Source organism: Acinetobacter sp. WC-743, from assembly GCF_000335555.1.
Lineage (GTDB): Bacteria > Pseudomonadota > Gammaproteobacteria > Pseudomonadales > Moraxellaceae > Acinetobacter > Acinetobacter bereziniae.
Genome location: NZ_AMFQ01000046.1, coordinates 88,912 through 115,881, shown reverse-complemented (window position 1 = coordinate 115,881; position 26,970 = coordinate 88,912). Strand labels below are relative to the sequence as shown.

Below are 26,970 nucleotides of genomic sequence, written 5' to 3'. Positions count from 1 at the left end.
TACAATATGACCATAAACAACTAAAAGATGATATTCAACTGAACCAATACGATAAACATCGCAATATTGATGTGGTGACTGCTCGATTGGATGGCTCTCAGTTTGATCAATTCATGGGGGGAGGTTTAACCCAATATGGTGCTTCAACGAGTTATGGTCGTGTGAAATTTAAAAATGATGATGCTGCTGCCTTAGATAGCCAAACAGCAAAAACAGCAGGAGATTACTACACTGCAACACTCAATCTTTCACGTCTACAAAATCTGGGTGGCAAGGGTACACAAGGTTATTTGGGGATTTATGGTCAATATAGCCCTTATAATCTAGATAGTGCAGAACAATATTTAGGAGGCGGTCCATTTAATGTTCGCGGTAATGAATCTAGCCAATTCGCAGGTTCGACTGGATATTTAGCCACAGCAGAACTGCGACAAAGCTTATTTGCAAATGCCAAACATCAGCTTACTGGTAAAGTTTTTGTGGATACAGCAGAAGTAACCTTAAATGCGCAACGTTGGGCAGGAGTCACAGGCGACAATCAAGTACAAATCAGCAGTGCTGGATTAGGCTTAAACTGGAGCAGTTTATGGAATATCCAAGCCAATGCCGAAGTTGCATTTCCAATAGGGAGCACACCTGAACAACTCAAGAATCGAGATAATCAACAATATTGGTTGAGTTTAAGAAAGACCTTTTAATTTGATTGGATAAATAAGGAGGCAAAAGCCTCCTTTGCCGATAAAGCTTGAATATCACACGATACATATAAAGTTTAAATCGCTTTTCATAGACGATGTCTCACTCTGGCATTGCAAACAAAGCAATGCTTTGTTTCTTGCTCATGTACCTCTGTAGCCCCTCATTGGACGGCATCCATGTTGCCACGCGATAGCAATGACATGTAAAAATCAGAATCTTCATTTAGACATAGATATTTTTATCATAATTATTTGTATAGGCTTGTATATACAAACAAGGTTGTGACCATATACAATGATTTAATATATTTTGTATGAGTTTTAGTCAATGTCAAGAGTGTCAAAGCACAAGGATTTAGACTTATCACTAGAAGAAGATAGTCCTGTTCCATTGTATTTGCGTGTGAAACAAATGATTTCACAAAAAATTTATGAAGGAACATGGACAGTCAATAAAAAAATTCCTTCTGAAAGTGAATTGGTTAATTTACTCGGTTGTAGCCGTATGACTGTGAACCGTGCCTTGCGTGAACTCACCAGCGAAGGTTTATTGGTACGTATACAAGGTGTTGGATCTTTTGTTGCTGAAGGTCAGGGACGTACTGCTTTATTTCATGTCAATAATATCGCCGAAGAAATTATTGCAAGAAATCATAAACACCATGCGGAGGTCTTGGTGCTCGAACAGATACAAGCCAATACAGAGCAAAGTCGTTTGATGCAAATTCGTGAGGGGCAAAAGTTATTCCACTCTATCATCGTACATTATGAAAATGACATCCCTGTGCAAATTGAAGATCGTTTGGTTGATCCTATTCTGATTCCTGATTATCTTGCACAAGACTTCAAAGCGATTACCCCGAATGCGTATTTAATGTCAAAAGCACCTGTTACAGAAGGTGAGCATGTGGTAACTGCGATTTTGGCATCTGCACAAGAATGTAAGTGGTTGAAAATTAATAAAACAGAACCATGTTTACTGATTCGTCGTAGAACATGGTCAAATAAACAGTTGATTTCAAGTGCCCGTTTAATCTATCCGGGAAGCCGTTATTATCTTGAGGGTAAATTTACTCAATGATCGAGCTGTTAGAAATACCGCACTATAAAAAAATGCGTTGGAAAAACGGTGAAGGTTATACGCTTGAAATTGCCCGTAGTTTAGGAGAAAGCTTGGATGAGTTTGAGTGGCGCATTTCGATGGCAGATATCAAAAGCGCTGGAAGCTTCTCTAAATTCAATGGAATGCAGCGGTTTTTAACAGTATTGGAAGGTCAAGGAATTTCGCTGAATATTGATAGTGAACTCAAATATTTGCATACGCTTCAAAGTGTTTCGTTTAATGGTGAAAGTGAGGTGTATTGTGAATTATTGGCGGGTCAAATTCGAGATTTTAATTTGATCTATGATCCCCAAAAAATATCGGCACAATATCAATGGATTTTTACTCAAGAACGCTTGGAAATTCCCATTTCTTCAGATTTTATTTTTGTTTTTAATCAGTCAATCAAACCATTAGAAGTCACGATTGATGAAAAGATTTTTTATTTACAGCATCAGAATTGTCTAAAAATACAACATGAAAATTTAGCAAAAATAATGATTTTGAATCCACAGTTTTTGCCTCAAACTTGTCTAATACAACTCACAAAAATTTAAATTTTATTGATGTTGTTTTAACGCATTCAACTTGAAGTTGTATGCGTTTTTATTTTTATTAAAAAATAATTTTGAATAAATTCAGTCAATTAAATCTTTTTTTGCAAAATATTTTAAAAATCATCTTTTCAAGTTTAGAGATTTGTGTAGTATATAGATGTATATACAAGTTGATACATTGCTATACAGTGAAAGTGATTTCATTCACTGTTTTAAACTCAAAGGAAGGAGTCCTATTGTGACAACAACGACAACAAAATTTCGTGATGTAGAGATTCGCGCGCCTCGTGGTACAAAGCTCAATACAAAAAGCTGGTTGACTGAAGCTCCACTTCGAATGTTGATGAACAATCTTGATCCTGATGTCGCAGAGAACCCGAAAGAATTGGTTGTGTATGGTGGTATTGGTCGTGCCGCGCGCAACTGGGAATGTTTTGACAAGATTGTTGAAACACTTAAAAATTTAGAAACTGATGAAACACTATTGGTACAGTCAGGTAAACCCGTTGGTGTATTTAAAACTCATCAAGATGCACCACGTGTATTGATTGCAAACTCAAACCTAGTTCCTCATTGGGCAAATTGGAAGCATTTCAATGAAATGGATGCCAAAGGTTTAGCAATGTATGGGCAAATGACGGCTGGTTCTTGGATTTATATTGGTAGTCAAGGCATTGTACAAGGTACATATGAGACTTTTGTTGAAGCTGGACGCCAACATTACAACGGCGATTTGAAAGGGCGTTGGGTACTGACTGCTGGTTTAGGCGGTATGGGCGGCGCACAACCTTTAGCTGCAACATTGGCAGGTGCGTGTTCACTGAATATCGAATGTCAACAAGCCAGCATCGATTTTCGTTTGCGCACACGTTATGTTGATGAGCAAGCGACCGACTTGGACGACGCTTTAGCTCGTATCCAAAAATACACGCAAGAAGGTAAGGCAATTTCAATTGCATTACATGGTAATGCGGCTGAAATTTTACCTGAATTGGTTCGTCGTGGTGTGCATCCTGACATGGTGACAGATCAAACCAGCGCACATGATCCATTAAATGGTTATTTACCGATTGGTTGGACATGGGAAGAGTATCGTCAACGTGCTCAGACTGAACCAGAGTTTGTCGTAAAAGCGGCAAAACAATCGATGGCGAAGCATGTGCAAGCAATGTTGGATTTCCAAAAAATGGGTGTTCCTACATTTGATTATGGCAACAATATTCGTCAAATGGCGCAAGATGAAGGTGTAGAAAATGCCTTCGATTTCCCTGGGTTTGTTCCAGCATATATCCGTCCGTTATTCTGTCGTGGTATTGGTCCTTTCCGCTGGGCTGCACTTTCAGGTGATCCAGAAGATATCTATAAAACAGATGCCAAAGTCAAAGAATTGATTCCAGATGATGAGCATTTACATCGTTGGTTAGATATGGCTCGTGAACGTATTAGCTTCCAAGGTTTGCCTGCACGTATTTGTTGGGTGGGTTTGGGCTTACGTGCAAAATTGGGTTTAGCATTTAACGAAATGGTACGTAGTGGAGAACTTTCTGCACCGATCGTGATTGGTCGTGATCACTTAGACTCAGGTTCAGTGTCTAGTCCTAACCGTGAAACTGAAGCCATGAAAGATGGTTCAGATGCGGTATCTGATTGGCCATTACTCAACGCATTGTTAAATACTGCGGGTGGGGCAACATGGGTGTCGTTGCATCATGGTGGTGGTGTCGGCATGGGGTTCTCTCAACATTCAGGTGTGGTGATTGTGTGTGACGGTACGGATGAAGCAGCAGCACGTATTGCTCGTGTACTGACCAATGACCCTGCAACAGGAGTGATGCGCCATGCAGATGCTGGTTACGACATTGCTATTGATTGTGCGAAAGAGCAAGGTTTGAACTTGCCAATGATTACGCAATAAAAAATACAAGGATACCGATTACGATGCTTTTTGCAATTGAGCAAAAGGCATTGTAAGCGAACAATATAGTGCAAAACAGGACGTCAATAATGGAACTTTTAATTCAACCTGGCAAACTTACGCTTGCAGATCTCCGTCAAGCTTATTTAAATCCAATCAAAGTTAAACTCGATGACAGTGCTTATGAAGGCATCAATGCGAGCGTTGCTTGTGTCGAAAAAATTGTCAATGAAGGGCGTACAGCTTACGGTATCAATACAGGCTTTGGCTTACTTGCTTCAACAAAAATTGCGCCTGAAGACTTAGAACAATTACAGCGTTCTTTAGTACTTTCTCATGCCGCTGGTGTTGGTGAAGCTTTAGATGATGCGATGGTGCGTTTAATCATGCTGTTGAAAGCCAATAGCTTGGCACGTGGTTTTTCAGGTATTCGTCCTAAGGTGATCGATGCAATTCTGGCTTTGATCAATGCTGAAGTATATCCACATATTCCGTTAAAAGGTTCGGTTGGCGCTTCAGGTGACTTGGCACCATTGGCACACATGTCTTTGGTTTTACTTGGTGAAAGTAAGGCACGTTACCAAGGAGAGTGGTTACCTGCGGTTGAAGCACTGAAAAAAGCAGGCTTAGAACCGATTTCTTTAGCAGCCAAAGAAGGTTTGGCGTTGTTAAATGGCACACAAGTTTCGACTGCTTATGCATTAAGAGGCTTATTTGAAGCAGAAGATCTATTTGCAGCAGCGACTGTATGTGGTGGTTTAAGTGTCGAAGCAATGTTGGGTTCACGGGCACCATTTGATGCGCGCATCCATGAAGTCCGTGGTCAACGTGGTCAAATTGATGTTGCCGCAGCTTATCGTGACTTATTAACTGATTCGAGTGAAATTGCCCATTCACATGAAGATTGTAGCAAGGTTCAAGACCCGTATTCATTACGTTGCCAACCGCAAGTTATGGGGGCTTGTTTAACTCAAATACGTCAAGCCGCAGAAGTACTCGAGATCGAAGCAAATGCTGTATCTGATAATCCTTTGGTATTTGCCGCAGAAGGTGATGTGATTTCGGGAGGCAATTTCCACGCTGAACCCGTTGCAATGGCGGCTGATAATTTAGCCCTTGCAATAGCTGAAATTGGTTCATTGTCTGAACGCCGCATTTCAATGATGATGGATCGTCATATGTCTCAACTACCACCATTTTTAGTTGCCAATGGTGGTGTTAACTCTGGCTTTATGATTGCACAAGTGACTGCCGCGGCATTGGCAAGTGACAACAAAGCACTTGCACATCCTGCAAGTGTTGATAGCTTACCGACCTCTGCCAATCAGGAAGACCATGTATCTATGGCACCAAATGCTGGTAAACGCTTGTGGTATATGGCGGACAATGTTCGCGGTATCTTAGCAGTTGAATGGTTAGGTGCATGTCAAGGACTTGATTTCCGTGAAGGATTAAAAAGTTCACCAAAACTTGAGCAAGCACGCAAAGTGCTACGTGATCAAGTGCCTTACTACAGTGAAGATCGTTTCTTTGCTCCAGATATCGAACAAGCGAGTGAATTGCTTGCCAGTGGTTGCTTAAACGAATTAATCATTCCAAAGCTATTACCGAGTTTGTCTAAAGTGTGATCAATAAAACGGCCACATGGAGTGGCCGCATCTATCTAAATTTCCTCAAGGATTGGAGATTATAATGTCACAGCACTCCACATTACAGCGGGGGTTAAACACCCGTCATATCCGTTTTTTAGCATTAGGTTCAGCCATTGGAACTGGATTGTTCTACGGGTCTGCAACAGCCATTAAAATGGCTGGTCCATCAGTACTGCTTGCATATATGGTTGCCGGGATTGCGATCTATATCGTGATGCGAGCATTGGGTGAGATGGCAGTACATAATCCAGTATCTGGTTCATTTAGTGAATATGCATCTAATTATATTGGTCCGCTTGCAGGGTTTACCACAGGTTGGACCTATGTCTTTGAGATGATCATTGTTGCTTTGGCAGATGTCACTGCATTTGGCATCTATATGGGATTTTGGTATCCCGATGTACCACGTTGGATCTGGATTCTGTCACTGATCATGTTTTTAGGTGCAATTAATCTGATACATGTCAAAGTTTTTGGTGAGCTTGAGTTTTGGTTATCCATCGTTAAAGTCAGTGCAATTGTTGCCATGATTCTTGGTGGTTTTGGTCTGATGTTCTATGGTTTTCATGCTGAACATAGCGGTTTTACCACAGGTATCCAAAATCTATGGATTCATGAGGGGTTTATGCCTAATGGCATCGCAGGATTAATCGCCTGTTTATCTGTAGTGGTGTTTGCATTTGGTGGTATTGAAATCATTGGAATTACGGCGGGTGAATCTGAAGATCCTAAAAAATCGATTCCACGTGCAATCAATGCTGTCCCAGTACGTATCTTATTATTTTATGTTTTAACTATTTTTGTATTGATGTCAATTTTCCCATGGAATCAAATTGGCAGCAAAGGCAGCCCATTTGTTCAAATCTTTGAAAATCTAGGGATTCAATCAGCAGCAACGATTTTAAATATAGTGGTGATTACTGCTGCGATTTCTGCAATCAACAGTGATGTGTTTGGTGCAGGTCGTATGCTGTTTGGCATGTCAAATCGTGGTCAAGCACCTCAGGTTTTTCAAAAAATTTCCAAAAATGGTGTGCCTTGGATGACGGTTGTGGTGATGGCAGGGGTATTACTTGTCGGTGTGGTACTGAACTATATGATTCCCGAAAATGTCTTCATCATCATTGCGTCGATTGCAACCTTTGCAACGGTTTGGGTGTGGTTGATGATCTTACTTTCTCAAGTTGCAATGCGTCGCAAGTTATCTAAAGCAGAAATTAAAGCTCTAGATTTTCCAGTGATTGGTTGGCCATATGCACCTGCATTTGCGATTGTATTCATGGTCTTCATTTTACTGATGATGGGGTATTTTCCAGACTCCAGACCCGCGATCTATGTCGGTGCAAGTTGGCTGTTGATTCTTTGGGTTGCTTACACGATCTGGGTAAAGCCAAAGCGAAATAATGCCAAAGAAAAATCAAACTTAGCACAAAACATTGAAATGGAAAGCTAATACTGAAACTGCTTATACATGGCATTGCATAGGCAGTATGAGGAAATGTGAATGAAAAAACTTTGGACGAACTGTCATATCGCTACCATGCAAAATGGGCATTATTCCATAATTGAAAATGCTGCAATCGTGACTTTAGGACCACATATTCACTGGATTGGTCCTCAAAAGAATGTTCCTGTAGATGATTATGCTGAGACAATTGATCTCAATGCTGCATGGGTAACCCCTGGTCTGATTGACTGCCATACACATAGTGTATTTGGGGGGAATCGCAGCGTTGAGTTTGAAAAACGTTTACAAGGGATAAGTTATGCAGAAATAGCCGCCAGCGGTGGTGGAATTGCCAGTACGGTTCGTGCCACGCGGGAAGCAAGTGAAGCAGAGCTTTTGAATGCAGCCTTGAAACGAGTTCTATGTTTGCTCAAAGATGGCGTAACCACGATTGAAATTAAATCAGGTTATGGTCTGGACTATCAAAATGAACGAAAAATGCTTCGCGTTATTCGTCAAATCGCGGATGCTTTGCCAATGACAGTACGTAGTACTTGTTTGGCTGCGCATGCCTTAGCTCCAGAGTATCAGGGGCGAAGTGATGCTTATATTGAGTATATTTGCAATGAGATGTTGCCGAAATTAGCGCAGGAAGGTTTGGTTGATGCCGTCGATGCCTTTTGTGAGCATTTGGCATTTTCACCTGCTCAAGTTGAGCGTGTTTTTAAAACTGCACAGCACTTAAATCTTCCTGTGAAATTACATGCTGAACAGCTTTCATCTTTGGGTGGTTCAAGCCTTGCTGCACGTTACCACGCACTTTCAGCTGATCATTTGGAGTTTATGACCGAAGATGATGCCAAAGCGATGGCCGCTTCGGGAACTGTTGCAGTGCTCTTGCCTGGCGCATTTTATTTTCTGAGAGAAACCCAGTATCCACCATTAGATAGCCTGCATAAACATGGTGTGCGTATTGCACTATCGAGTGATTTAAACCCAGGAACTTCTCCAACACTGTCCCTACGTTTAATGGTGAATATGGGCAGTACTTTATTTCGATTGACACCTGAACAAGCTTTGGCGGCAGTCACCATCAATGCCGCTTTTGCACTTGGCTTGCAAGACACACACGGCAGTTTGGAGCAAGGTAAGTTCGCCGATTTTATAGCTTGGGATATTGAGCATCCCTCTGAAATTGTTTACTGGCTGGGTGGTGATTTATCTAAGCGGATTATTCGACATGGCACAGAAGTTTCATTTTAGCCCTAAGCTCACTTTCACAGAGTTGTATTTATTATGAAGCATTCATTTATATGGCAAGGACGCAACGATGGTGAGGGTGAAGCACATTTGCGTATCCATCAAGTGATCAATACTCAAGCTCATGCATCTTATGCATTGATTGGCTTTAGTTCAGATGAAGGTGTGAAGCGCAATAAAGGTCGTTTGGGTGCGGCAGATGCGCCTGATGCAATACGTGCCCAATTGGCAAATTTACCCGTACATCAAGCGCTTTCAATCGCGGATTTGGGCACAGTAATGTGTGTAGATGGTGATCTTGAAAAGGCACAGGCGGAATTGGCTGATCAGGTTGAAGTTTGTCTTTCCTCTGGAAGCCAACCCATCGTTTTAGGTGGTGGGCATGAAGTGGCTTTTGGTAGTTTTTCTGGATTATTTCAATATCTACAGAAGCATCAACCCAATCAAACAATTGGCATTATCAACTTTGATGCACATTTTGATTTGCGTGAAGCTGAACATGTAAGCTCGGGAACACCTTTTTTAAATGCTGCCCATTTATTAGCGCAATATCAGCAAGAATTTCATTATTTATGTATTGGTGTTGCCAAACATGCAAATACTCAAGTGTTGTTTGAAACAGCAGATCGTTTGAATTGTCGCTATATTTATGATCAAGCATTACGAGAAAGCAATTTGGATGCAATCACACTGAAAATAAATCAATTTATTGAAAAGGTTGATGTGCTTTATGTCACGGTTGATTTAGATGTCTTTAGTGCCAGTATCGCACCAGGTGTGAGTGCTCCTGCGGTGAAAGGAATTGATTTATCAGTATTTGATTCTTTATTTCAAGCCATTAAAAATTCTGGGAAAATTAAAGTTTTTGATGTGGCTGAGTGTAATCCAAAATTTGATTTGGACAACAGAACTGCCAAATTAGCGGCTTATATTATTTTTAATTATCTTTTTGATTGATGCCTGAATATAAGGCATTAAAAGGACAAAAAATACATGTCGAATTTATCTTATATTGCTCAAAATCATGGTCCATGGTCGACTTATCTTGAACAAATCGAACGGGTGACGCCTTATTTAGAACATCTCAAGGGTTATATTGATACATTAAAACGTCCCAAACGCGCGTTGATTGTTGATGTACCAATCGTGATGGATGATGGAACGATTCAGCATTTTGAGGGGTACCGTGTACAACATAATTTGTCACGTGGACCGGGAAAAGGGGGGATTCGCTATCATCCAGATGTCGACTTAAATGAAGTTATGGCACTTTCAGCATGGATGACCATTAAAACTGCGGTGTTAAATCTACCTTTTGGTGGTGCTAAAGGTGGTGTTCGAGTCGACCCACGCCAACTTTCTCCGCGTGAGTTAGAACGTTTAACTCGACGTTATACCAGTGAGATCAGTCATATTATTGGTCCACAAAAAGATATTCCTGCACCTGATGTGGGTACTAACCCCAATGTAATGGGCTGGATTATGGATACCTATTCATCTGGACAGGGACATACTGTCACAGGCGTTGTGACAGGTAAGCCGATTCATTTGGGCGGATCTTTAGGTCGTATTAAAGCTACAGGTCGTGGTGTCTTTGTCACTGGTCGAGAGGTCGCTGAAAAAATTAAGCTGCCACTCAAAGGTGCAAAAGTTGCAGTACAAGGCTTTGGTAATGTGGGTAGTGAAGCAGCTTATCTTTTTGCAGAATCACAATCACTTATCGTGGCAATCCAAGATCATACTGGAACCATTTTTAACCCAGAAGGTATTGATTTAGAAAGTTTAAAAAAACATTTGGAAACTCACCAAGGGGTCGCAGATTTTACCGATAGCCAGTTAATTGCAGATGAGGACTTTTGGGATGTCGAGATGGACATTTTAATTCCTGCTGCATTGGAAGGACAAATCACAGTTGAGCGAGCACAGAAATTAACAGCAAAATTAGTTTTAGAAGGTGCAAATGGTCCAACTTATCCAGAAGCAGATGATATTTTAATTCAGCGTGGTGTGACGGTTGTACCTGATGTGATTTGTAATGCTGGTGGTGTCACCGTCAGTTATTTTGAATGGGTACAAGATATGTCGAGCTATTTTTGGTCTGAAGAAGAAATTAACCAACGTTTGGATAAGTTAATGGTTCAGGCGATTAATGATGTATGGCATACCTCAAATGAAAAAATATGTAGTTTAAGAACGGCAGCATTTATTTTGGGTTGTGAACGGATCTTAAAAGCACGTATCGAACGTGGTATTTTCCCTGGCTAATGATATTCACAATCAAAAAGAACTTTTATGTATTTACATGGAAGTTCTTTTTTTGAAGAAGATAAAGCCATCAGGAATAGTCTTAATGCCCCTAAATTATTGAACTGATGGGTTAGACACAATCGTATTTTTGAGGCAGCAAATTATCCAAATCATCGCAAAAAATATTGAGCTAAGATTTAATTTTTTAAATTTTGTTGAATGCTGATTGCCTCATTTATAGTTTCAATTTCACATGAATTAAAATTTAGCGTATAAATAAACCAATCTATGAACAATACATTTAAATGTCTTCAATAAAATTTTTAGATCAATGAGTGAATTGTATGAACAATATCTTTTCAAAATGGCTATATTTGGGGATTTGTGAGTTTATCTAGTGTTGCAACTGCACTATCGGCTACACCGACATTACAATATTCAAAAACATATGATGAATGTACGCATGCTGCTAAAACAGCAACCAACAAGCAAAAATGTATCAGTGTAGAGTACCAAGGTCAGAATCAAAGGTTAAAAAATGCTGAGCAAAAACTGTCGGTAACACTTACATCCAATGAACAAAAAAGATTGTTAGATGCACAAAAAGAGTGGCAAGCAATTCATAGCTTTAAAGATAATCAGTGTAATCAGACTGCATTTGATGATGAAAATGCGCCAACGACATCTAGTAAAAAAATGACTGGATTAGACTGTGATCAGCAATTTCTTGAACGAGTGACTGAACGAGCGATTGAGTTAGAGCAAGGTAAGGTGAGAGCTGAATATTATTTAGATCCATAAAATTGAGCTTCTGACTTTTAAATTCTATCTAAAACGAAGCAATATTTTGTGAAAAGTCATTGGATGATCTTGAATACAGATCAATAAGGTAAAGTCAAAAGCGAATAAAAGGAAATTCTTATGTGGATAAAACAACAAACGCTAAACCATGTTCCTCAACAGTTACTGAGTCGATTGAAACCCAATCTGATCGGTCTTTTGGCTGCATTGACATTGGGGTTGTCACTCAGTGGTTGTGTAACTACACCGAATCCAGTAAAACAAGCTGCTGATAAATTGGTTGGGCAACATGTAAACAAAGCGATTGATATTTTTGGTTCACCGACTTACCGAGTTCCTGCCAGCAAATTAGGCGGTTCAGCAATGTGGGAAAATTCTATTGTTTCTCAACATGTGGTACAACAGTTTGTGCAAACTGGCTCTGAATATGCAGGTCAGCGGGTTGTTGGACAAACTGGAGGGCAAGGTGTTGTGGGTGCGATTTATGAAAACCAATATCGACCTACTGGATACTATCAAAACGCTGTACAAGAGCGTGCTCAATATCTATGTAATATTACGGCATTAACTGGTCCAGGTGACATCATTACCAATATTATGGTGATTGGCTGTAAACAGACTAAAGATGGTTTATGAGCTTCAAATACTGACAGAGGACAGAGATCTGACAGCAACATTCAATGATGGTGCGCTGTCAGACTCGTATCAAGCAATGTCTAATTTGGACATGTTTTTTAATATTGCTATTCAGGAAGCCTTAGCAACGCCTCCGATAATTAAATCAATAATTGAATTTCCATAATTTTCTAAACCAATTAAGTCATCAGGATTGGCTAAAAAGCGTAAGGCACCATTCATGATCATACCGATGATGTTATGTCCTGTATTTTCACAATCTAGATTTTCTCTAAAAAAGCCTTGTTCCACACCATGTTCAAGATAATCAGCTGTAAGCATGCCAGCCATGTGCATTAAATTTTGAATAAACTGTGTCATTTCAGCATCAATCGATGTTGCTTCGAGCAATACTAGTTTTAAGGTGAGTGGGTTTTCTTGAGCAAAAGCTCTTAAACGTTCAGAAATACGCTGACACTGTTCCCGATATTCCTCAATATTTTTTACAGCTTGAGGCGCATTCTCACCAGTCAACAACGCCATGATTTTTTGCATCGTGTCTGAAATGACATGCTGGAGAATATCGCGCTTATTTTCAAAATGACGATAAAAGGTCCCATGTCCAATACCGAGCCGTTTGGCAATGTCTGAAATGGCTGTTTGATGATAGCCGCGTTCAGAAAATTCTAAAAAAGCTGCTTCTAAAATTTCTGCTTGTAACTGTAATCGTTGCCGTTCAGCACGGCTTAAACTGAATTGTTCACGCATAGGCAAAAACTACCAAATAATCTTTAATATTGTTAAACAATAGAAATTGACAAGCCATTCCGTTTTTGACATTTTATTCCAGTCGATCACATTCTAAGCGATTTTTAATATGGAACAAAAGAAAAATAATGCAAAGGATCAAATCTTTTATCGAGTGATTATCGTCGGTGGTGGTTTTGCGGGTCTGGGTGCAGCGATCAAATTGAAAGAAGCGGGCATTGAAGATTTTATCTTGTTGGAAAAAGCGGCAGAAATGGGCGGTGTATGGCGAGAAAACACTTATCCAGGCTGTGCTTGTGATGTTCCTTCGGCATTGTATTCTTATTCGTTTGAACAAAACCCTGCTTGGTCTCGAGTTTTTGCTCAACAAAAGGAAATTAAACAGTATTTGTTTGATGTCGTAGATAAATACAAGATCATGCCTCATGTACACTTAAATCGTGAGGCACTTGAAGCACAATGGTCGGATGCAGAAGATTGTTGGATCATCCAAACCAATCAAGGTGAATTGAGATCACAATTTGCTATTCTTGCTTGTGGTCCTATGCATGAACCTGTATTACCAAATGTCAAAGGGATTGAGCATTTTAAAGGCGAGATTTTCCATTCTTCACAGTGGCGTCACGATATTGATTTAACAGGAAAACGAGTTGCAGTAATTGGAACAGGGGCATCTGCACTACAGTTTGTACCGCAAATACAGCCGATGGTGCAACAATTAACGGTGTTTCAGCGTACAGCACAATGGGTATTGCCAAAATCTGATATGCCTTTACTGGCGCCTATTCGTGCCATGTTTAAGTTATTGCCGATGACGCAACAACTCATGCGTGGATCTGTGTATGGAATTTTTGAAACCATTAATGGTGGAATTCAAAGTCCAGCAGCCATGAAGCAATTTCAAAAACTAGCACGATGGCATTTGAACTATCATATTAAAAATCCGCAATTACGCCAGAAGCTCACTCCTAATTTTATCATTGGCTGTAAGCGTATTTTACAATCCAACAATTGGTATCCAGCATTGGCACAAGACAATGTAGAGGTCATTGCCAGTGGTTTAACTAAAATTAAAGGCAATACTTTAATTGCTTCAAATGGTGAAAGTTGTGAAGCAGATGTAATCATTCTTGGAACAGGCTTTGAAATTGCTGAACCACCGATTGCCAAACGGGTATATAACCGTTTTGGACAACGGATGTCAGATGTTTGGCAAGGTAGTCCAGAAGGTTATATGGGAACAATGGTAGAAAACTGCCCGAATGGTTTTTTAATGTTTGGACCGAATATCGCGGTGAGTTCTTCTGCTTTTATCATTATTGAAGCGCAATTGGGCTATATCATAGATGCTTTAAAGCAGGCGATCCGTTTGGGGATTCAAACCATCGAGCCTCATCCAGAAAAGACCAAAATGTTCAATGAGGAAGTTCAAGCTGCATTACAAACCACAGTCTGGAATAAAGGTGGATGTCAAAGCTATTTCATTGATCGAAATGGTCGTAACAGTACAGTCTGGCCATGGACCACATTTAAGCTGCGTGAAAAAATGAAACGTTTTAATCTCCGAGAATATCGTGTTGATTATAAACCAGAGACAAAATCAGCATCATGATTTTTTACAAGATCAAGATATAGCGTGCTAATTCACTAAAATAAGCAACTTAAATTGCTGATAAGATAAAGGATAAATCCATGTTTAAAAAACAACAATTAAAAGGCAAAGTGATTGCGATTACAGGTGCAGCACGTGGTATAGGTTTGGCTACAGCAGAAGCTTTGATCGCACTGGGTGCAAAAGTCAGTATTGGTGATCTTGATCTAGAGTTGGCCGAAAAAGAAGCAAAACGCATCGGCGCAAAAGCTTTTCAAGTCGATGTTAGAGATCGCACATCATTTGCCCAATTTATTGACAACACGATTCAACATTACGGTAGTCTTTATTCATTGGTGAATAATGCGGGCATTATGCCAATGGGGGCATTTATTGATGAAGATCCAGCATTGGCAGATGCGCAAATTGATATTAATTTTCGTGGTGTAGTCATTGGAATGCAATTGGCACTGCCTGAACTGATCAAACAACAACAAGGACATATTGTTAATATTGCGTCACTTGCAGGGCGTTTTGCCTTACCGGGTTCAGCTGTTTATTCTGGAACCAAATTTGCGGTGATTGGTTTGACTGAAGCAGTTGCAGGCGAGTTTCGTGATTCAAATATTCAATTTACTGCAATTCTTCCCAGTAAGGTGCTGACTGAACTGACCTTGGGAACTGAAAATGCGGCAAAAACGATCCCAGCCGTGAGCCCACAGCAAGTTGCCAATGCTGTCGTAAGTGCTTTAATTAAGCCACGTTTATTCATTGCAGTTCCTGATTATTTACAAACTGTGCATGGCGCTTATGGTTTATTACCACAATGGTTACAAAGAGGGGCACGCCGTGTTTTAGGTGACGATGGAATACTGACTAAACTTGACCATTCTGCACATTCGAGTTATGCCAAACGAATTCATAAGTTAGCCAAATAAGTGTATTAACTTAAGTGATTCATTTATTTTTGCAGTTTTGAATCATAGGTGGTCTTTGTATCTTGAGTTGACATGGATGTCGCCATCTTGAGCGTGAGTGTATGAGCCAAAACAAAACACTAATTTGTTTGTAGCGTAAGAGTGCGCTTAAATAAAACAGTGCTTGTACAAAGTGAGGTATTACTTACGCAAATCTATTTAAACTTTAGGTATAAAGTGTGTCAATGAAAGCTTTATATCATTAAGCAATAGCTTCATCGCATTGTATTTATTTGATCAAGAAAAATTATATTCTACCTTATAAGTTTTCAATAGCTTGACTCTAGTATCTTGTGACTATTTAACAGTTTTACTTTTTTGAGCTCAGGATGATTTGTGTGGCTAAGCCAAAAAATACAGTTCCCATAAACCATTTTTGTGCCTTTAACCAAAGAGCGTGACGATTTAGAAATTGTGTAAATGAACTTGCTGAGAAAATAAAAAAGGCATTGGTGAGTAAGCTTACAGTAATCTGTACAAAACCTAATTTCAAGGTCTGTACAAGTACAGCATCTTCATGCGGTTGGATAAATTGAGGAAGTAAAGCCAAATACATCATGGCAATTTTAGGATTCAGTATATTGGTTAGAAAACCCATTAAAAACAGTTTTGAATTGGAGTAAGACTGTACACTGTGTACTTCAAACGGCGATTGCGGTGAGCTAATGGCTTTCCAACCCAAATAAATCAGATAAAGTGCGCCTGCTATTTTCAATACATCATAAGCAAGTGGAATTGTCATCAATAGCGCAGTAATTCCAAACGCTGCACAAAACATATAGAACACAAAACCAAGGGCAGTACCTGCCAAGGAAACCAAACCTGCTGTACGGCCCTGACACAATGATCTTGAAATAAGATAAATCATATTTGGACCTGGCGTGAGTGCCATACCCAAAGCAATGAGTGAAAACGCAAATAATGAGGTATCCATATTCAAATCTCGATTTTAAAGATTAATCACTGGATGAAATAGTATTTTGTTGAATACATTCAGCAAGTTTGACTTTATCTTGCGGATGTAAGGTAATGAAATAAGCACCTACACGATACTGTTCATTTTCAACGGTTTCCGAATATGCAATTTGTGCTGTGGCAGCAATATGAAAGAAATTTTCAGGGTGACTTAAGGTCACATGAATATAACTGCCCTGTTTAAGATATTGCTGACTAATAAAACTAAAGCCACTTTCTGAAAAATTCACGTTTTGTGGCGTTGGTAACATGGTTTGTACAATAGAATCGTAAAGAGACCCTGTAATAAGGTTTAACTTTTGGTTGAATAAGGATAAGATTCGAGCAATTTGTTGATCTTTTTCATTTAATTGTTCTAATTCGTAGTGAAGTGCATGATCAAATTGATCTAATTCTGCAAGTAGTAGAAAATAGCGCGGTAATACAAAATTAGGATCATATGGATCGTTCAGCGCAACTTCTTCAGAAATGATTTGATAGTTGATTCTCAATGCAGCATCAATTCGAGACATGACACGACGTTCAATCATTTCATTTTGCTGCTGTAACGCTTCCATAAAACACCTCGGACTAGATGGTATGTTTAAACCAATCTCGCTGTATATAGGGTTGAGATACACTCGCGCGCGGCGTAGTAATCACTTTATTTCTTTTATCGCTCTGGTTTCCATGATCGGTCTAACCCTAGGGGTTGCTGTACTGATTACAGTTTTATCTGTTATGAATGGTTTTGACCGAGAGCTTAAGAACCGTGTCTTAGGTATGATACCTCAAGCTACTGTTTCTTCAACACAAATTTTAACAGACTGGCCAGTTCTTGCGAAAAAAATTGAAAAACATCAACACGTGACTGGTGTTGCGCCATTTACCCAATTACAAGGCATGCTCACTGCTCAGGGGCAAGTTGCAGGCATCATGGTGACTGGGATTGAACCTCAGTATGAGAAAAAGGTTTCAATTATTCAAAATCATATGGTGGAAGGCAGCATAGATCAACTGAAAAAAGGTGAATATGGCATTGTTTTAGGCAAACAAATGACAGATGCACTTGGTTTAAGTCTCAATGACAATGTCACCTTGGTTTTACCTGAAGCAACACCCTCTCCAGCAGGCGTTGTTCCGCGTTTTAAGCGTTTTAAAATTGTAGGAATTTTTAGTATTGGTGCAGAGGTTGATTCTAGCTTGGGTTACATCGCATTAAATGATGCTTCGACTTTGCTACGTCTTCCAGATGGTGCGCAAGGGATTCGAATGAAGCTTGATGATATTTTCCAAGCACCTCAAGTTGCCAATGAAATTGTGCGCGATTTGCCAAGTGGTTTTTATGCTTCTGACTGGACGTATACACATGGGAATTTGTTTAGTGCAATTCAAATGGAAAAGGCAATGGTCAGTTTATTGCTCTTTCTGATTGTCTTGGTGGCTGCATTCAATATCGTTTCTTCATTGGTGATGGTGGTGACTGATAAGAAATCTGATATTGCGATTCTCAGAACACTGGGGGCTTCACCAGCAACTATTACTCGAATTTTTATGGTTCAGGGAACAGTGATTGGTGTTGTTGGTACAGTTAGTGGAGCAATTTTAGGGGTAATCTCAGCTTTAGGTATTAGTAATTTTATCGGTTGGCTTAATACAGCATTTGGCTTACATCTTTTTGATGCTTACTTCATTAACTATTTACCATCATATTTAAGATGGCAAGATGTTGTGATTATTGTGACGCTATCACTGGGTCTAAGCTTTATTGCCACTATTTATCCAGCATTGCGTGCTGCCAAAATTCAACCTGCGGAGGCGCTTCGTTATGAATAGTGCAGTACAACCCGTGGTACTCGAAGCGGAAAATATTTATAGATCATTTACAGATGGAAAATCGCATGTAGATGTGATTAAAGACTTGTCCCTACAGGTCCATCAAGGTGAATTTGTTTCTATCGTTGGTTCAAGTGGTTCTGGTAAAAGTACCTTATTGCATATTTTAGGGGGCTTAGATCGTCCAACTCAGGGCATGGTCAACCTCAATGGCAAACGTTTTGACAACTTGGGTGAAGCCGAGCGTGGTTTCCTGCGCAACGAAAACTTAGGTTTTGTTTATCAATTTCATCATTTATTGCCAGAATTTACTGCGCTTGAAAATGTTGCGATGCCGTTGATGTTAAGAAAGGATGCCGAGTTTAAACAGGTCAAAGCTCGCGCTGAGTATTTGCTTGAAAGAGTTGGGCTATCACACCGATTAACGCATCAACCTGGGGAGCTATCCGGTGGTGAACGTCAACGTGTGGCTTTGGCGCGTGCCTTGGTGACCCAGCCGAAGTTGATGCTTGCGGACGAGCCAACAGGTAATCTTGATCGAAAAACAGCAAAATCTATTTTTGAGTTACTGCGTGATTTACGTGAGGAATTCAATATGGCAATGTTAATCGTGACCCATGATGAGCAATTGGCAAAATCAGCAGATCGTATTTTGCATATGCAAGATGGTATCTGGGTAGGTGAATAAAGCTTTTAGTCATTTTCATGATTGAATCTTAAGTGTATATTGATAATCCATGATTAAGTTCAAAAATTGGGCTTAATCAACACCAACATACTGAAAACAATAAAATCGAACAATTATATGTCTCTATATTGCCTCTTGATCGGATGGATATTGGGTGTTTCATTGATGGGATATCCGTTGCCGCAACATATTAATCTGTTACTTTGTTTAGGTATCGGAGCAAATCTTCTGCTGATTGTAAGTCATTATTTCAACTATAAAATCATTGCCTCTATATATTTTAAGCTTCTTCAAACAGCTTTAATCACTTTAGTCAGTGGTTTACTCGGCTGGCATTATGCAGATAGCGCATTGTCGCAGCGACTGACGTTAAGAGATACACCACACCATCAAATTGATCAAATTATCTATATTGCTCATATCAATAAAGTTAGACAGAAAACGTCGACATCTAGCGAAAAATTTTCAAATACTGCTACGATTCAACAAAAAGTTCAGCTTTTAGCACCTAAACAGACCACACAACTCATACTATATGCCAATCCATCCCAAGCAGATCTTTTACAACTAGGGCAGTACTATCGGGTGACTGGACAAATTAAGCCCATCCACGGCTATGCGGTAGACGGCACATTCGATAAAGAAAAATGGAGTATTCAAGAAAATATTTTGGGTATATTGCAACCCAAGTCAATTGATCTCATTGATACTGATGAGGTTAAACAGATGGGGTATGCTGCATTTGTTGACCATCAACACATATGGTGGAAACAAGCACAATTAAAAATAGAAAAATTAAGATTCGATTTTAGGAACTTAATTGCTCATTCATCTTTACAGCATAAAGGATTATTACTAGCACTATTAACAGGTGATGAAAGTTTATTACCCAGTGCGACCCAAGATTTATTTAAAAAAATGGGAATTTCCCATCTATTGGCAATCTCGGGTCCTCATGTATTGATTTTTGCGACACTTTTTTGCTTTTTATTCAATGTGGTCATCAAGCAACTTTTCCCCGCTATCTTTTTAAAAGTGCCACGACCGTATTTACTGGTTTACCCATTTTTAATCTGTGTGGTGTTTTATACCGCTTTTGTCGGTTTTGAAATTCCAGCACTTCGAACCATGCTGACGGTCATCATTTTAAGTTTGATCATTTTGTTAAAACAAAAAATTCAACCGCTTAAACATCTATTGTTGGCTGCCAGCATTTTATTATTGTTTGATCCTTTTAGCATTCTTTCAGCAGCATTTGTCTTGTCTTTTGGAACATGTTTTATTTTGATTCGAATTTATCAAACGATTCAGCAACAAGATCAACAACAGATTGATACATGGAAAACACAAAGCAAACGTTTTATTTATCTCTTGATCGAATCTCAATGGAAAATTTTTATTGCACTCATGCCATTGGTTTTATGGGTCTTTCAACAATTCTCTTGGCTTGCACCTCTGAGTAATTTGATTGCAATTCCAATGATGGCGTTGATTGTACCTGTTGAAATAATCGCAGCCTCTTTGAGTTTTTTTTCTGAGTCTCTTGGATTATGGATATTTCAGTTTTCTGATCTGCTTCTTTCGATTTTGGTCACAGTATTAGAACTATTCGATCAATCTTTTGGGGGAGAGTTGAGCTGGTGGGCATTGAGCCAACTCGAGATTTTATGTATCGCATTTGCCATATTTATTGTATTTCTTCCTCAAGGAACAGTTCCTAAATTTTGGGCTTTGTTATGCTTAAGCCCATTATTTTTACCTCAACAAAGCGCTTCAATTTTTCAGTTGAATGTTCTAGATGTTGGACAGGGACAGGCCGTGCTTATCAGATTACCCCAACATAACATGCTGATTGATACTGGCGGTGCATGGGATGAAACTCAATTGAGCATCGGGCAACAGGTGATGTTACCTTATCTGATGCGACAAGGGGTTAGCCAGCTTGATCAAGTGATTTTAACCCATCTAGATCAAGATCATAGTGGGGCATTTACACAGATTGCAAAGCAGATCAAGATTGATAAAGTTTTTTCCAATGAACAGCATGAAGGTTTTAAACCGTACTCATTTGAATATTGTCAGCAAGGACAAGTCTGGCAATATGGTGAGATTCGTATTTCGATATTATCGCCTGCGCAGAATAAACTCAGTCAGGTGGCATATGATAAAAATGAACAGTCCTGTGTGGTCTATATTCAAGTACCACAATCAAAGTCCTATCAAAACTTTTTGCTGATGGGTGATGCAGGTTGGGAAACTGAGTTTAATTTATTACAACAATACCCTGAGTTAAACGTAGATGTGCTTGTATTGGGACATCATGGTAGTCAGAACAGTTCCTCTTATGCCTTTTTAAAACAACTACAGCCTAAACTTGCTATCGTATCGGCAGGATACAACAATCGTTATGGGCACCCACATCCGATCGTATTAAAACGTCTGACTCATTTGAATATTCCACTAAAATCTACCAGTCAACAGGGCACTATTCAAATTGATCTTGATCGCAATGGAGAAATGAAAATAAACAGTTTTCGTGACAGACTAAAATGGCTGGGCAGGGCTGAAAGTTGAGCCATTGCGGATGAGCTTTGTCATTTCCATTGCTTCTTTATTTGGAACATTATAAATCTGTTTAAGCAGTGGATGGGCCTTAAAGCGTTTATAACTCCAATGATAATGTTCGGGATATCGGCAAATAAGCTGTTCCAATAATTGATAAATCATTCGTGTGCCTTGGTTGGCATCGACTTGATAGATTTCTTCATCAATAGGTTGAATGACCATGTCAAAACCTTGATTGTCATTTCTGATGGCATATAAGAACAGTGCTTTGGCTTTGGTTTTTTGAATCAATTTAGCACTTAAATTGCTTGAAGAAAGAGGAATACCAAAGTACTCAATCAGTTCACCTCCCTGATGAGGGGTATGATCAGGCAGAATTACGGTTGTTCCACCTTGTTTCAAGGCTCTAAAAATTTGACGCACACCTGATTCATCCGTGGGTACAAGGGTAGCATTTTCACGACTTCGTGCAGCACGTACAAAATTATCGGCACTGACATCTTTGATCGGTTCATACATGATGGTCATTTGAGTGTATTGTGCAAACCAAGCATTCATAACTTCCCAAGTTCCAAAATGCGGCACGATTAGTACTAAGCCTTTACCTGCTGCAATGGCATCATGAAAATAATGTTCACCTTGTATATGATGAATACGATCAATATTTTTTTGATTTGATCCACCCCAAACGGTAAAAAACTCCATATAAGACTGTAATTCATTGCGAATGGCGTGTTCTGTAATTCTTTCGCGTTGCGCTTTGTCTAATTCCGGAAAGCATATTTCGACATTGAGACGAATAGTTTCAGATGTCTTGGTGATACGTAACAAATTCACTAATCCAGCTAAAATTCGGGCAATAAAACGAGCCACAGGAATAGGAAGCTGGCTGAAGAAATTGAGCAATCGCGTGGTTATGGTTTTATGTTTATCAGTCATCTGGATCAAGAATTTATTACTGAGGTGAATAGGGTAAACTTGGTTTTAGCAGGCTTTTGCAAGCCACTACACTATATCAATAAGCCCTAATTTTAAGATTTAGCGAAATATTATAAGTTAAATCGTAATGATTAAATAGATTATACGGATTCCGTGTATATAATGAAGCATGAATAATTAATTTGGATGGTATAAATGTCCGATTGGCCACCTAAACCTCAAAATGACAATACAAATTTAAACTCGAATGTAGGTCAGCAACCTACAGGGCAGGAATGGAAGATCTTAGAAAAAGCAGTTCTTGCCTCTGTAGAGGAACAGCGCCGTAGTCGACGTTGGGGAATTTTCTTCAAAATTCTGACTTTTCTTTACATTCTCTTTGTTTTGGTTGCATTAGTAAAAAGTTGTTCTTTATCCAGTGCGGATGATGCTTCAATGACCTCTGAAAATCATTTAGGCGTGGTCAATATTGTGGGCACAATTGACTCAAGTAGTCAGGGTGTTAATAGTACTGATACGATCAAATCGTTAAAGAAAGCATTTGAAGCAAAATCAGCAAAAGCTGTGGTATTGAATGTGAACTCACCTGGTGGGTCTCCTGTTCAATCTGATGATATTTGGCAGGAAATTCAGTATCTTAAAAAGCAGAATCCTGATAAAAAAGTCTATGCGGTGATTGGTGATATGGGGGCTTCAGGTGCTTACTATATTGCTTCTGCTGCTGATGAGATTTGGGTAAATCCATCAAGTTTGGTTGGCTCTATTGGGGTCATTATGCCTAACTACGGGGTCAGTGGTTTAGCGCAGAAGTTAGGCGTTGAAGATCGTACGATGACGTCTGGTAATAATAAAGACATTCTGAGTATGACCAAGCCAATTAACCCTGAACAACGTGCACATATTCAAGCATTATTAGACAATGTCCATGATCATTTTATTGATGCTGTAAAACAAGGTCGTGGTGCCAAGTTAAAGTCGCAAGACCCTGCAATTTTTTCTGGCTTATTCTGGACAGGTGAGCAAGCAATCAAACTCGGCATCGCCGATAAAGCCGGCAATATTGAAAGTTTAAAACGTGAGTTAAAAGTCAAAAAAACAGTGAATTACACAGTTGAACGGAGTCCATTTGATTCGATTATCGGACGTATGGGTTCAGAAATGGGGCATGGTCTCGGTGAGGCAATCAACCAAAAACTGGGTACCAACCAAGATGTTAAAATGCAATAGTTTTAAACACTTGATATGTAAAGCGTGATCTATAATTGATCACGCTTTACAGCATGAAAACCATACTATAAAAAGCCAATTTTTCGTGTTTATACAAATTTAATGCGATCAGAGAAAAACCAACTATGTTTGATCAATAGTTAAAAATATACAAATACTGAATAGTCCCTCAATAATCAATACAGACAGTTAATGAAAGAAAAGTAAGCAAAATCAAAGTTTTTCTCTCTTCATTTATTATCAGTAGATTCAAACTGAATTCAAAAGAATAATCTAAACAGTCTAAAAAAAGTGTTTAACGCAAGCCAAGTTATCCTATACAGTGTTTTCAATTGCCTAGATTTTTGAATGTAAAAGGAACACATGACTCGCTTATCTCAGATGAAACCTGTTATTCACTTTGCCCATGCCAACGGTGTACCTTCAAAGGTATATACAAAACTGTTTGATTTGTTAAAAGATCAATATGATGTCATATATGTATCGTTACTGGGAACTGATCAACGTTATCCGATCGATAACAATTGGTCGAACTTTGCTGATCAAGTGATTGATAGCATTGTGCAACAATCCAATGGTCGTAAAGTCATTGGTCTAGGGCATTCTTTAGGCTCTGTTGCGACATTCTTAGCTTCGTTTAAGCGCCCCGATTTATTTGAGCAAGCGATTTTGCTAGATCCCCCTTTAATTATGGGGAAAGCTTCATTATTTTTTAATCTTGCAAAAACTTTTTTTCCAAAAAAAGTTGATCAAATTACCCCAGCGCATTTAAGCTTACGTCGACGAGATCATTGGGAATCACGTCAACAAGCAGCAGAGCTATTGAGACCCAAAGGTTTTTATCAGCATTTTGATGGAGATTGTTTTCAAGCATATATTGATCATGCCTTAACGGAAGATCATGTGCGAGGTGGAGTCACTTTAACCATTCCTAAAGATGTGGAAGTTGCAATTTTTAGAAGTGGTCCATCTTATTGGTGGTTGCCGCATCCACAACCGCAAATACCTGTAGATTTGGTGATTGGTTCAGACAGTCCATTTTTAAAACGTAAATTTCCTCAAATCGTGAAAAAGAAATTTAATATTCCTTTTACAGTCACATCAGGGGGACATATGTTTCCTTTGGAGCATCCAGTTGAAACAGTTGAACTCGTCAAGCAATTGATACGAAAAAAATAATTGCTTTAAGGGGATATAGATTTTTCTGTAGACAGGCTATTACATGCGTATTGAATTTGATTTGGAAATTTGTAATTTTGAATTGAATGATGTTGAGCAATAAAAAATGCATCCTAAGATGCATTTTTGGAGCATATTTCAACATAAAAGTTGTTTAAAACTGACAGAACTGAATTGGTTTTTCAAGCATTTGCCCTTTATATAACACTTGACCATTATCCAAATGTTGAAGGGTGCCATTACAGATCCACTCAACAGCTTGAGGATAAATTAAATGTTCAAGAACATGTACACGTGCTGCAAGAGATTGTACATTGTCATGCAAATCAACTTTTAAAATGCCTTGTGTTAACGCCTGACCTGCATCCAATTCAGCGGTGACATAATGCACAGTACAACCATGCCACACATCTCCAGTTTTTAAAACACGTTCATGGGTATGCATACCTTTGTAGTTTGGTAAGAGAGAAGGGTGGATATTCACCATTTTACCTTGCCAAGCATTTACAAATGGGGCACTCAAAATGCGCATAAAACCCGCGAGAATGATCAAATCAACATCCCAATCTTTTAATTGCTGATGCATAACATCATCAAATGTTTCACGATTAGGATAATTTTTATGTTCAATTACACGAGTCGCAATACCGGCTTTTGTCGCGCGCTCTAAAGCATATGCTTCAGGTTTATTGGAAATTACCCCGACAATTTGCCCTGAAAGATTGGCATCAATCAAGGCTTGTAGATTACTTCCACTGCCTGAAACAAGTACAGCAATTTTAATCATGCGAAAACTTAGGCAAAAATGACACGAATTTTTTCGTCAGCGCCTTCAACAGAAGCTGGATTTTCCTGAATATGACCAATTTTCCAAGCTTTTTCGCCTTGAGCGGTCAACACTTCAATGGTTTTATCTGCATCATTCGCATCAACGGCAATCACCATGCCCACGCCACAGTTGAAAGTGCGGTACATCTCAAATTGTTCAACACCACCTTCACGTTGTAAAAGTTTGAACAGTTCAGGCCATTCCCATGAAGACTCATTGATTACAGCCTGAGCACCATTTGGAAGTACACGTGGTAAGTTACCTGGTAAGCCACCACCGGTAATATGAGCCATGGCATGTACATCAACTTGCTTGCAAAGTTCAAGAACTGGCTTAACATAAATACGCGTTGGTTCCATTGCAACATCTGCAAGTGGGCGACCATCAATGATTTGTGTTAAATCAACGTTTTTCACATCCAGAATTTTACGAAGCAAAGAGTAACCATTTGAGTGCGCACCAGAAGATGCTAAACCAATCAAAACGTCACCCGCTTTAACTTTAGAGCCATCAATAATTTTGCTTGCTTCAACAACACCTACAGAAAAACCTGCAAGATCATAGTCTTCGCCTTCATACATTCCTGGCATTTCAGCAGTTTCACCGCCGACTAAAGCACAGCCTGCAAGTTCACAGCCTTGACCAATACCAGTCACTACATTTGCAGCAACATCGACATTGAGATGACCTGTTGCATAATAATCAAGGAAGAATAAAGGTTCTGCACCACACACTAAAAGGTCGTTTACACACATTGCAACCAAGTCTTGACCAATTGTGTCATGACGGTTTAAGTTTAATGCTAAACGTAGTTTTGTACCGACACCATCTGTACCTGATACAAGAACTGGTTCTTCATAACCTTTAGGAATTTTGCAAAGTGCACCGAAGCCGCCTAAACCACCCATTACTTCAGGGCGTGTTGTGCGTTTAGCGACTGATTTGATTCGATCGACAAGTGCGTCGCCCGCTTCAATATCGACACCAGCGTCTTTATAGCTTAAACCAGTGTTTGGGGTAGAAGTTGAGTTGCTCATAATTGAAGTCTCCGCATTCGCGCGAGGATTATACCTGAATATACGAAACTCTTATGTTATTTATGCGCCAAAATGTTATCTTTATT

At 39.3% G+C, this 26,970-nt stretch carries 24 protein-coding genes; 18 read left to right on the top strand and 6 right to left on the bottom strand.

Going from position 1 to position 26,970, the window contains the following annotated elements:
* The 11 genes from ACINWC743_RS07060 to ACINWC743_RS07010 form a co-directional block, all read left to right on the top strand.
* Positions 1-698, top strand: a 698-nt coding sequence (locus ACINWC743_RS07060; protein WP_009584844.1) for a ShlB/FhaC/HecB family hemolysin secretion/activation protein, incomplete at its 5' end; no start/stop codon positions are given.
* A gap of 328 nt (positions 699-1,026) precedes the next feature.
* A complete protein-coding gene (gene hutC / locus ACINWC743_RS07055; RefSeq protein WP_005030007.1) occupies positions 1,027-1,779 on the top strand; it encodes a histidine utilization repressor in 753 nt (250 codons plus the stop codon).
* A complete protein-coding gene (locus tag ACINWC743_RS07050; protein ID WP_009584861.1) occupies positions 1,776-2,357 on the top strand; it encodes a HutD family protein in 582 nt (193 codons plus the stop codon). The genes hutC and ACINWC743_RS07050 overlap by 4 nt, the downstream gene beginning before the upstream one ends.
* A gap of 238 nt (positions 2,358-2,595) precedes the next feature.
* Positions 2,596-4,272 (top strand): urocanate hydratase, encoded by a 1,677-nt coding sequence (hutU, locus tag ACINWC743_RS07045; protein WP_009584870.1) that lies wholly within the window; start codon positions 2,596-2,598, stop codon positions 4,270-4,272.
* Positions 4,273-4,361: 89 nt separating this feature from the next.
* Positions 4,362-5,900 carry a histidine ammonia-lyase gene (gene hutH / locus ACINWC743_RS07040; RefSeq protein ID WP_009584903.1) on the top strand — a complete coding sequence of 513 codons (1,539 nt, stop codon included), beginning with the start codon at positions 4,362-4,364 and terminating at the stop codon, positions 5,898-5,900.
* A gap of 64 nt (positions 5,901-5,964) precedes the next feature.
* On the top strand, positions 5,965-7,377 hold the full coding sequence (locus tag ACINWC743_RS07035; protein WP_009584892.1) for an amino acid permease: 1,413 nt from the start codon (positions 5,965-5,967) through the stop codon (positions 7,375-7,377).
* Between the two features lie 51 nt (positions 7,378-7,428).
* Positions 7,429-8,634 (top strand): imidazolonepropionase, encoded by a 1,206-nt coding sequence (hutI, locus tag ACINWC743_RS07030; protein ID WP_009584848.1) that lies wholly within the window; start codon positions 7,429-7,431, stop codon positions 8,632-8,634.
* A gap of 33 nt (positions 8,635-8,667) precedes the next feature.
* Entirely contained in the window at positions 8,668-9,588 is a 921-nt protein-coding gene (gene hutG / locus ACINWC743_RS07025; RefSeq protein ID WP_009584849.1) for a formimidoylglutamase, read from the top strand.
* 36 nt (positions 9,589-9,624) lie between these two features.
* A complete protein-coding gene (locus tag ACINWC743_RS07020) occupies positions 9,625-10,896 on the top strand; it encodes a Glu/Leu/Phe/Val family dehydrogenase (RefSeq protein WP_009584842.1) in 1,272 nt (423 codons plus the stop codon).
* A gap of 366 nt (positions 10,897-11,262) precedes the next feature.
* On the top strand, positions 11,263-11,679 hold the full coding sequence (locus ACINWC743_RS07015; RefSeq protein ID WP_009584875.1) for a lysozyme inhibitor LprI family protein: 417 nt from the start codon (positions 11,263-11,265) through the stop codon (positions 11,677-11,679).
* 120 nt (positions 11,680-11,799) lie between these two features.
* Positions 11,800-12,315, top strand: a complete 516-nt coding sequence (locus ACINWC743_RS07010; RefSeq protein WP_009584909.1) for a hypothetical protein — start codon at positions 11,800-11,802, stop codon at positions 12,313-12,315.
* 111 nt (positions 12,316-12,426) lie between these two features.
* Here the strand turns inward: ACINWC743_RS07010 and ACINWC743_RS07005 are convergent, their stop codons facing one another.
* Positions 12,427-13,062 (bottom strand): TetR/AcrR family transcriptional regulator, encoded by a 636-nt coding sequence (locus ACINWC743_RS07005; protein ID WP_009584837.1) that lies wholly within the window; start codon positions 13,060-13,062, stop codon positions 12,427-12,429.
* 109 nt (positions 13,063-13,171) lie between these two features.
* Between ACINWC743_RS07005 and ACINWC743_RS07000 the strand changes: the two genes are divergently transcribed.
* Positions 13,172-14,674: a flavin-containing monooxygenase gene (locus tag ACINWC743_RS07000; RefSeq protein ID WP_009584893.1), complete on the top strand. Its 1,503-nt coding sequence runs from the start codon at positions 13,172-13,174 to the stop codon at positions 14,672-14,674.
* Between the two features lie 80 nt (positions 14,675-14,754).
* Positions 14,755-15,591, top strand: a complete 837-nt coding sequence (locus tag ACINWC743_RS06995; RefSeq protein ID WP_009584836.1) for an SDR family oxidoreductase — start codon at positions 14,755-14,757, stop codon at positions 15,589-15,591.
* A gap of 349 nt (positions 15,592-15,940) precedes the next feature.
* On the opposite strand, the gene ACINWC743_RS06990 is transcribed toward ACINWC743_RS06995, so the two are convergent.
* A complete protein-coding gene (locus ACINWC743_RS06990; protein ID WP_009584896.1) occupies positions 15,941-16,564 on the bottom strand; it encodes a LysE family translocator in 624 nt (207 codons plus the stop codon).
* A gap of 22 nt (positions 16,565-16,586) precedes the next feature.
* Positions 16,587-17,162, bottom strand: coding sequence for a PilZ domain-containing protein (locus tag ACINWC743_RS06985; RefSeq protein ID WP_005029975.1), 576 nt, complete (start codon positions 17,160-17,162; stop codon positions 16,587-16,589).
* Positions 17,163-17,184: 22 nt separating this feature from the next.
* Between ACINWC743_RS06985 and ACINWC743_RS06980 the strand changes: the two genes are divergently transcribed.
* The 3 genes from ACINWC743_RS06980 to ACINWC743_RS06970 all read left to right on the top strand — a co-directional run bounded on the left by ACINWC743_RS06980 (position 17,185) and on the right by ACINWC743_RS06970 (position 21,682).
* Positions 17,185-18,420: a lipoprotein-releasing ABC transporter permease subunit gene (locus ACINWC743_RS06980; protein ID WP_035300544.1), complete on the top strand. Its 1,236-nt coding sequence runs from the start codon at positions 17,185-17,187 to the stop codon at positions 18,418-18,420.
* Positions 18,413-19,108 carry a lipoprotein-releasing ABC transporter ATP-binding protein LolD gene (lolD, locus tag ACINWC743_RS06975; protein ID WP_004831464.1) on the top strand — a complete coding sequence of 232 codons (696 nt, stop codon included), beginning with the start codon at positions 18,413-18,415 and terminating at the stop codon, positions 19,106-19,108. The genes ACINWC743_RS06980 and lolD overlap by 8 nt, the downstream gene beginning before the upstream one ends.
* Positions 19,109-19,225: 117 nt before the next feature.
* The gene (locus ACINWC743_RS06970) at positions 19,226-21,682 is read left to right on the top strand and encodes a DNA internalization-related competence protein ComEC/Rec2 (protein WP_035300542.1); all 2,457 of its coding nucleotides are present in this window, start codon (positions 19,226-19,228) and stop codon (positions 21,680-21,682) included.
* On the opposite strand, the gene ACINWC743_RS06965 is transcribed toward ACINWC743_RS06970, so the two are convergent.
* A complete protein-coding gene (locus tag ACINWC743_RS06965; RefSeq protein WP_009584883.1) occupies positions 21,653-22,612 on the bottom strand; it encodes a lysophospholipid acyltransferase family protein in 960 nt (319 codons plus the stop codon). The two genes, ACINWC743_RS06970 and ACINWC743_RS06965, sit on opposite strands and share 30 nt — an antisense overlap.
* A 195-nt stretch (positions 22,613-22,807) precedes the next feature.
* Between ACINWC743_RS06965 and sppA the strand changes: the two genes are divergently transcribed.
* Positions 22,808-23,839 carry a signal peptide peptidase SppA gene (sppA, locus tag ACINWC743_RS06960; protein ID WP_004831461.1) on the top strand — a complete coding sequence of 344 codons (1,032 nt, stop codon included), beginning with the start codon at positions 22,808-22,810 and terminating at the stop codon, positions 23,837-23,839.
* A gap of 381 nt (positions 23,840-24,220) precedes the next feature.
* On the top strand, positions 24,221-25,018 hold the full coding sequence (locus ACINWC743_RS06955) for an alpha/beta hydrolase (protein ID WP_035300548.1): 798 nt from the start codon (positions 24,221-24,223) through the stop codon (positions 25,016-25,018).
* A 154-nt stretch (positions 25,019-25,172) separates the two neighbouring features.
* On the opposite strand, the gene purN is transcribed toward ACINWC743_RS06955, so the two are convergent.
* Complete coding sequence (gene purN, locus ACINWC743_RS06950) at positions 25,173-25,805, bottom strand: phosphoribosylglycinamide formyltransferase (RefSeq protein WP_009584845.1); 633 nt, start codon at positions 25,803-25,805, stop codon at positions 25,173-25,175.
* A gap of 8 nt (positions 25,806-25,813) precedes the next feature.
* The gene (gene purM / locus ACINWC743_RS06945) at positions 25,814-26,884 is read right to left on the bottom strand and encodes a phosphoribosylformylglycinamidine cyclo-ligase (RefSeq protein ID WP_004831458.1); all 1,071 of its coding nucleotides are present in this window, start codon (positions 26,882-26,884) and stop codon (positions 25,814-25,816) included.
* Between the last annotated feature and the right edge of the window lie 86 nt (positions 26,885-26,970).

Bases quoted from the DNA above. Each gene is read 5' to 3' on its own strand.
- ACINWC743_RS07000 (WP_009584893.1), top strand. From the start codon at position 13,172: ATGGAACAAAAGAAAAATAATGCAAAGGATCAAATCTTTTATCGAGTG.
- ACINWC743_RS06995 (WP_009584836.1), top strand. From the start codon at position 14,755: ATGTTTAAAAAACAACAATTAAAAGGCAAAGTGATTGCGATTACAGGT.
- purN (WP_009584845.1), bottom strand. From the start codon at position 25,805: ATGATTAAAATTGCTGTACTTGTTTCAGGCAGTGGAAGTAATCTACAA.
- hutG (WP_009584849.1), top strand. From the start codon at position 8,668: ATGAAGCATTCATTTATATGGCAAGGACGCAACGATGGTGAGGGTGAA.
- hutC (WP_005030007.1), top strand. From the start codon at position 1,027: ATGTCAAGAGTGTCAAAGCACAAGGATTTAGACTTATCACTAGAAGAA.
- sppA (WP_004831461.1), top strand. From the start codon at position 22,808: ATGTCCGATTGGCCACCTAAACCTCAAAATGACAATACAAATTTAAAC.
- hutH (WP_009584903.1), top strand. From the start codon at position 4,362: ATGGAACTTTTAATTCAACCTGGCAAACTTACGCTTGCAGATCTCCGT.
- ACINWC743_RS06985 (WP_005029975.1), bottom strand. From the start codon at position 17,162: ATGGAAGCGTTACAGCAGCAAAATGAAATGATTGAACGTCGTGTCATG.
- purM (WP_004831458.1), bottom strand. From the start codon at position 26,884: ATGAGCAACTCAACTTCTACCCCAAACACTGGTTTAAGCTATAAAGAC.
- ACINWC743_RS07010 (WP_009584909.1), top strand. From the start codon at position 11,800: ATGTGGATAAAACAACAAACGCTAAACCATGTTCCTCAACAGTTACTG.
- ACINWC743_RS06990 (WP_009584896.1), bottom strand. From the start codon at position 16,564: ATGGATACCTCATTATTTGCGTTTTCACTCATTGCTTTGGGTATGGCA.
- ACINWC743_RS06970 (WP_035300542.1), top strand. From the start codon at position 19,226: ATGTCTCTATATTGCCTCTTGATCGGATGGATATTGGGTGTTTCATTG.
- ACINWC743_RS07050 (WP_009584861.1), top strand. From the start codon at position 1,776: ATGATCGAGCTGTTAGAAATACCGCACTATAAAAAAATGCGTTGGAAA.
- ACINWC743_RS06980 (WP_035300544.1), top strand. From the start codon at position 17,185: ATGTTTAAACCAATCTCGCTGTATATAGGGTTGAGATACACTCGCGCG.
- ACINWC743_RS07020 (WP_009584842.1), top strand. From the start codon at position 9,625: ATGTCGAATTTATCTTATATTGCTCAAAATCATGGTCCATGGTCGACT.
- lolD (WP_004831464.1), top strand. From the start codon at position 18,413: ATGAATAGTGCAGTACAACCCGTGGTACTCGAAGCGGAAAATATTTAT.
- ACINWC743_RS07035 (WP_009584892.1), top strand. From the start codon at position 5,965: ATGTCACAGCACTCCACATTACAGCGGGGGTTAAACACCCGTCATATC.
- ACINWC743_RS06965 (WP_009584883.1), bottom strand. From the start codon at position 22,612: ATGACTGATAAACATAAAACCATAACCACGCGATTGCTCAATTTCTTC.
- ACINWC743_RS07005 (WP_009584837.1), bottom strand. From the start codon at position 13,062: ATGCGTGAACAATTCAGTTTAAGCCGTGCTGAACGGCAACGATTACAG.
- ACINWC743_RS06955 (WP_035300548.1), top strand. From the start codon at position 24,221: ATGAAACCTGTTATTCACTTTGCCCATGCCAACGGTGTACCTTCAAAG.
- hutI (WP_009584848.1), top strand. From the start codon at position 7,429: ATGAAAAAACTTTGGACGAACTGTCATATCGCTACCATGCAAAATGGG.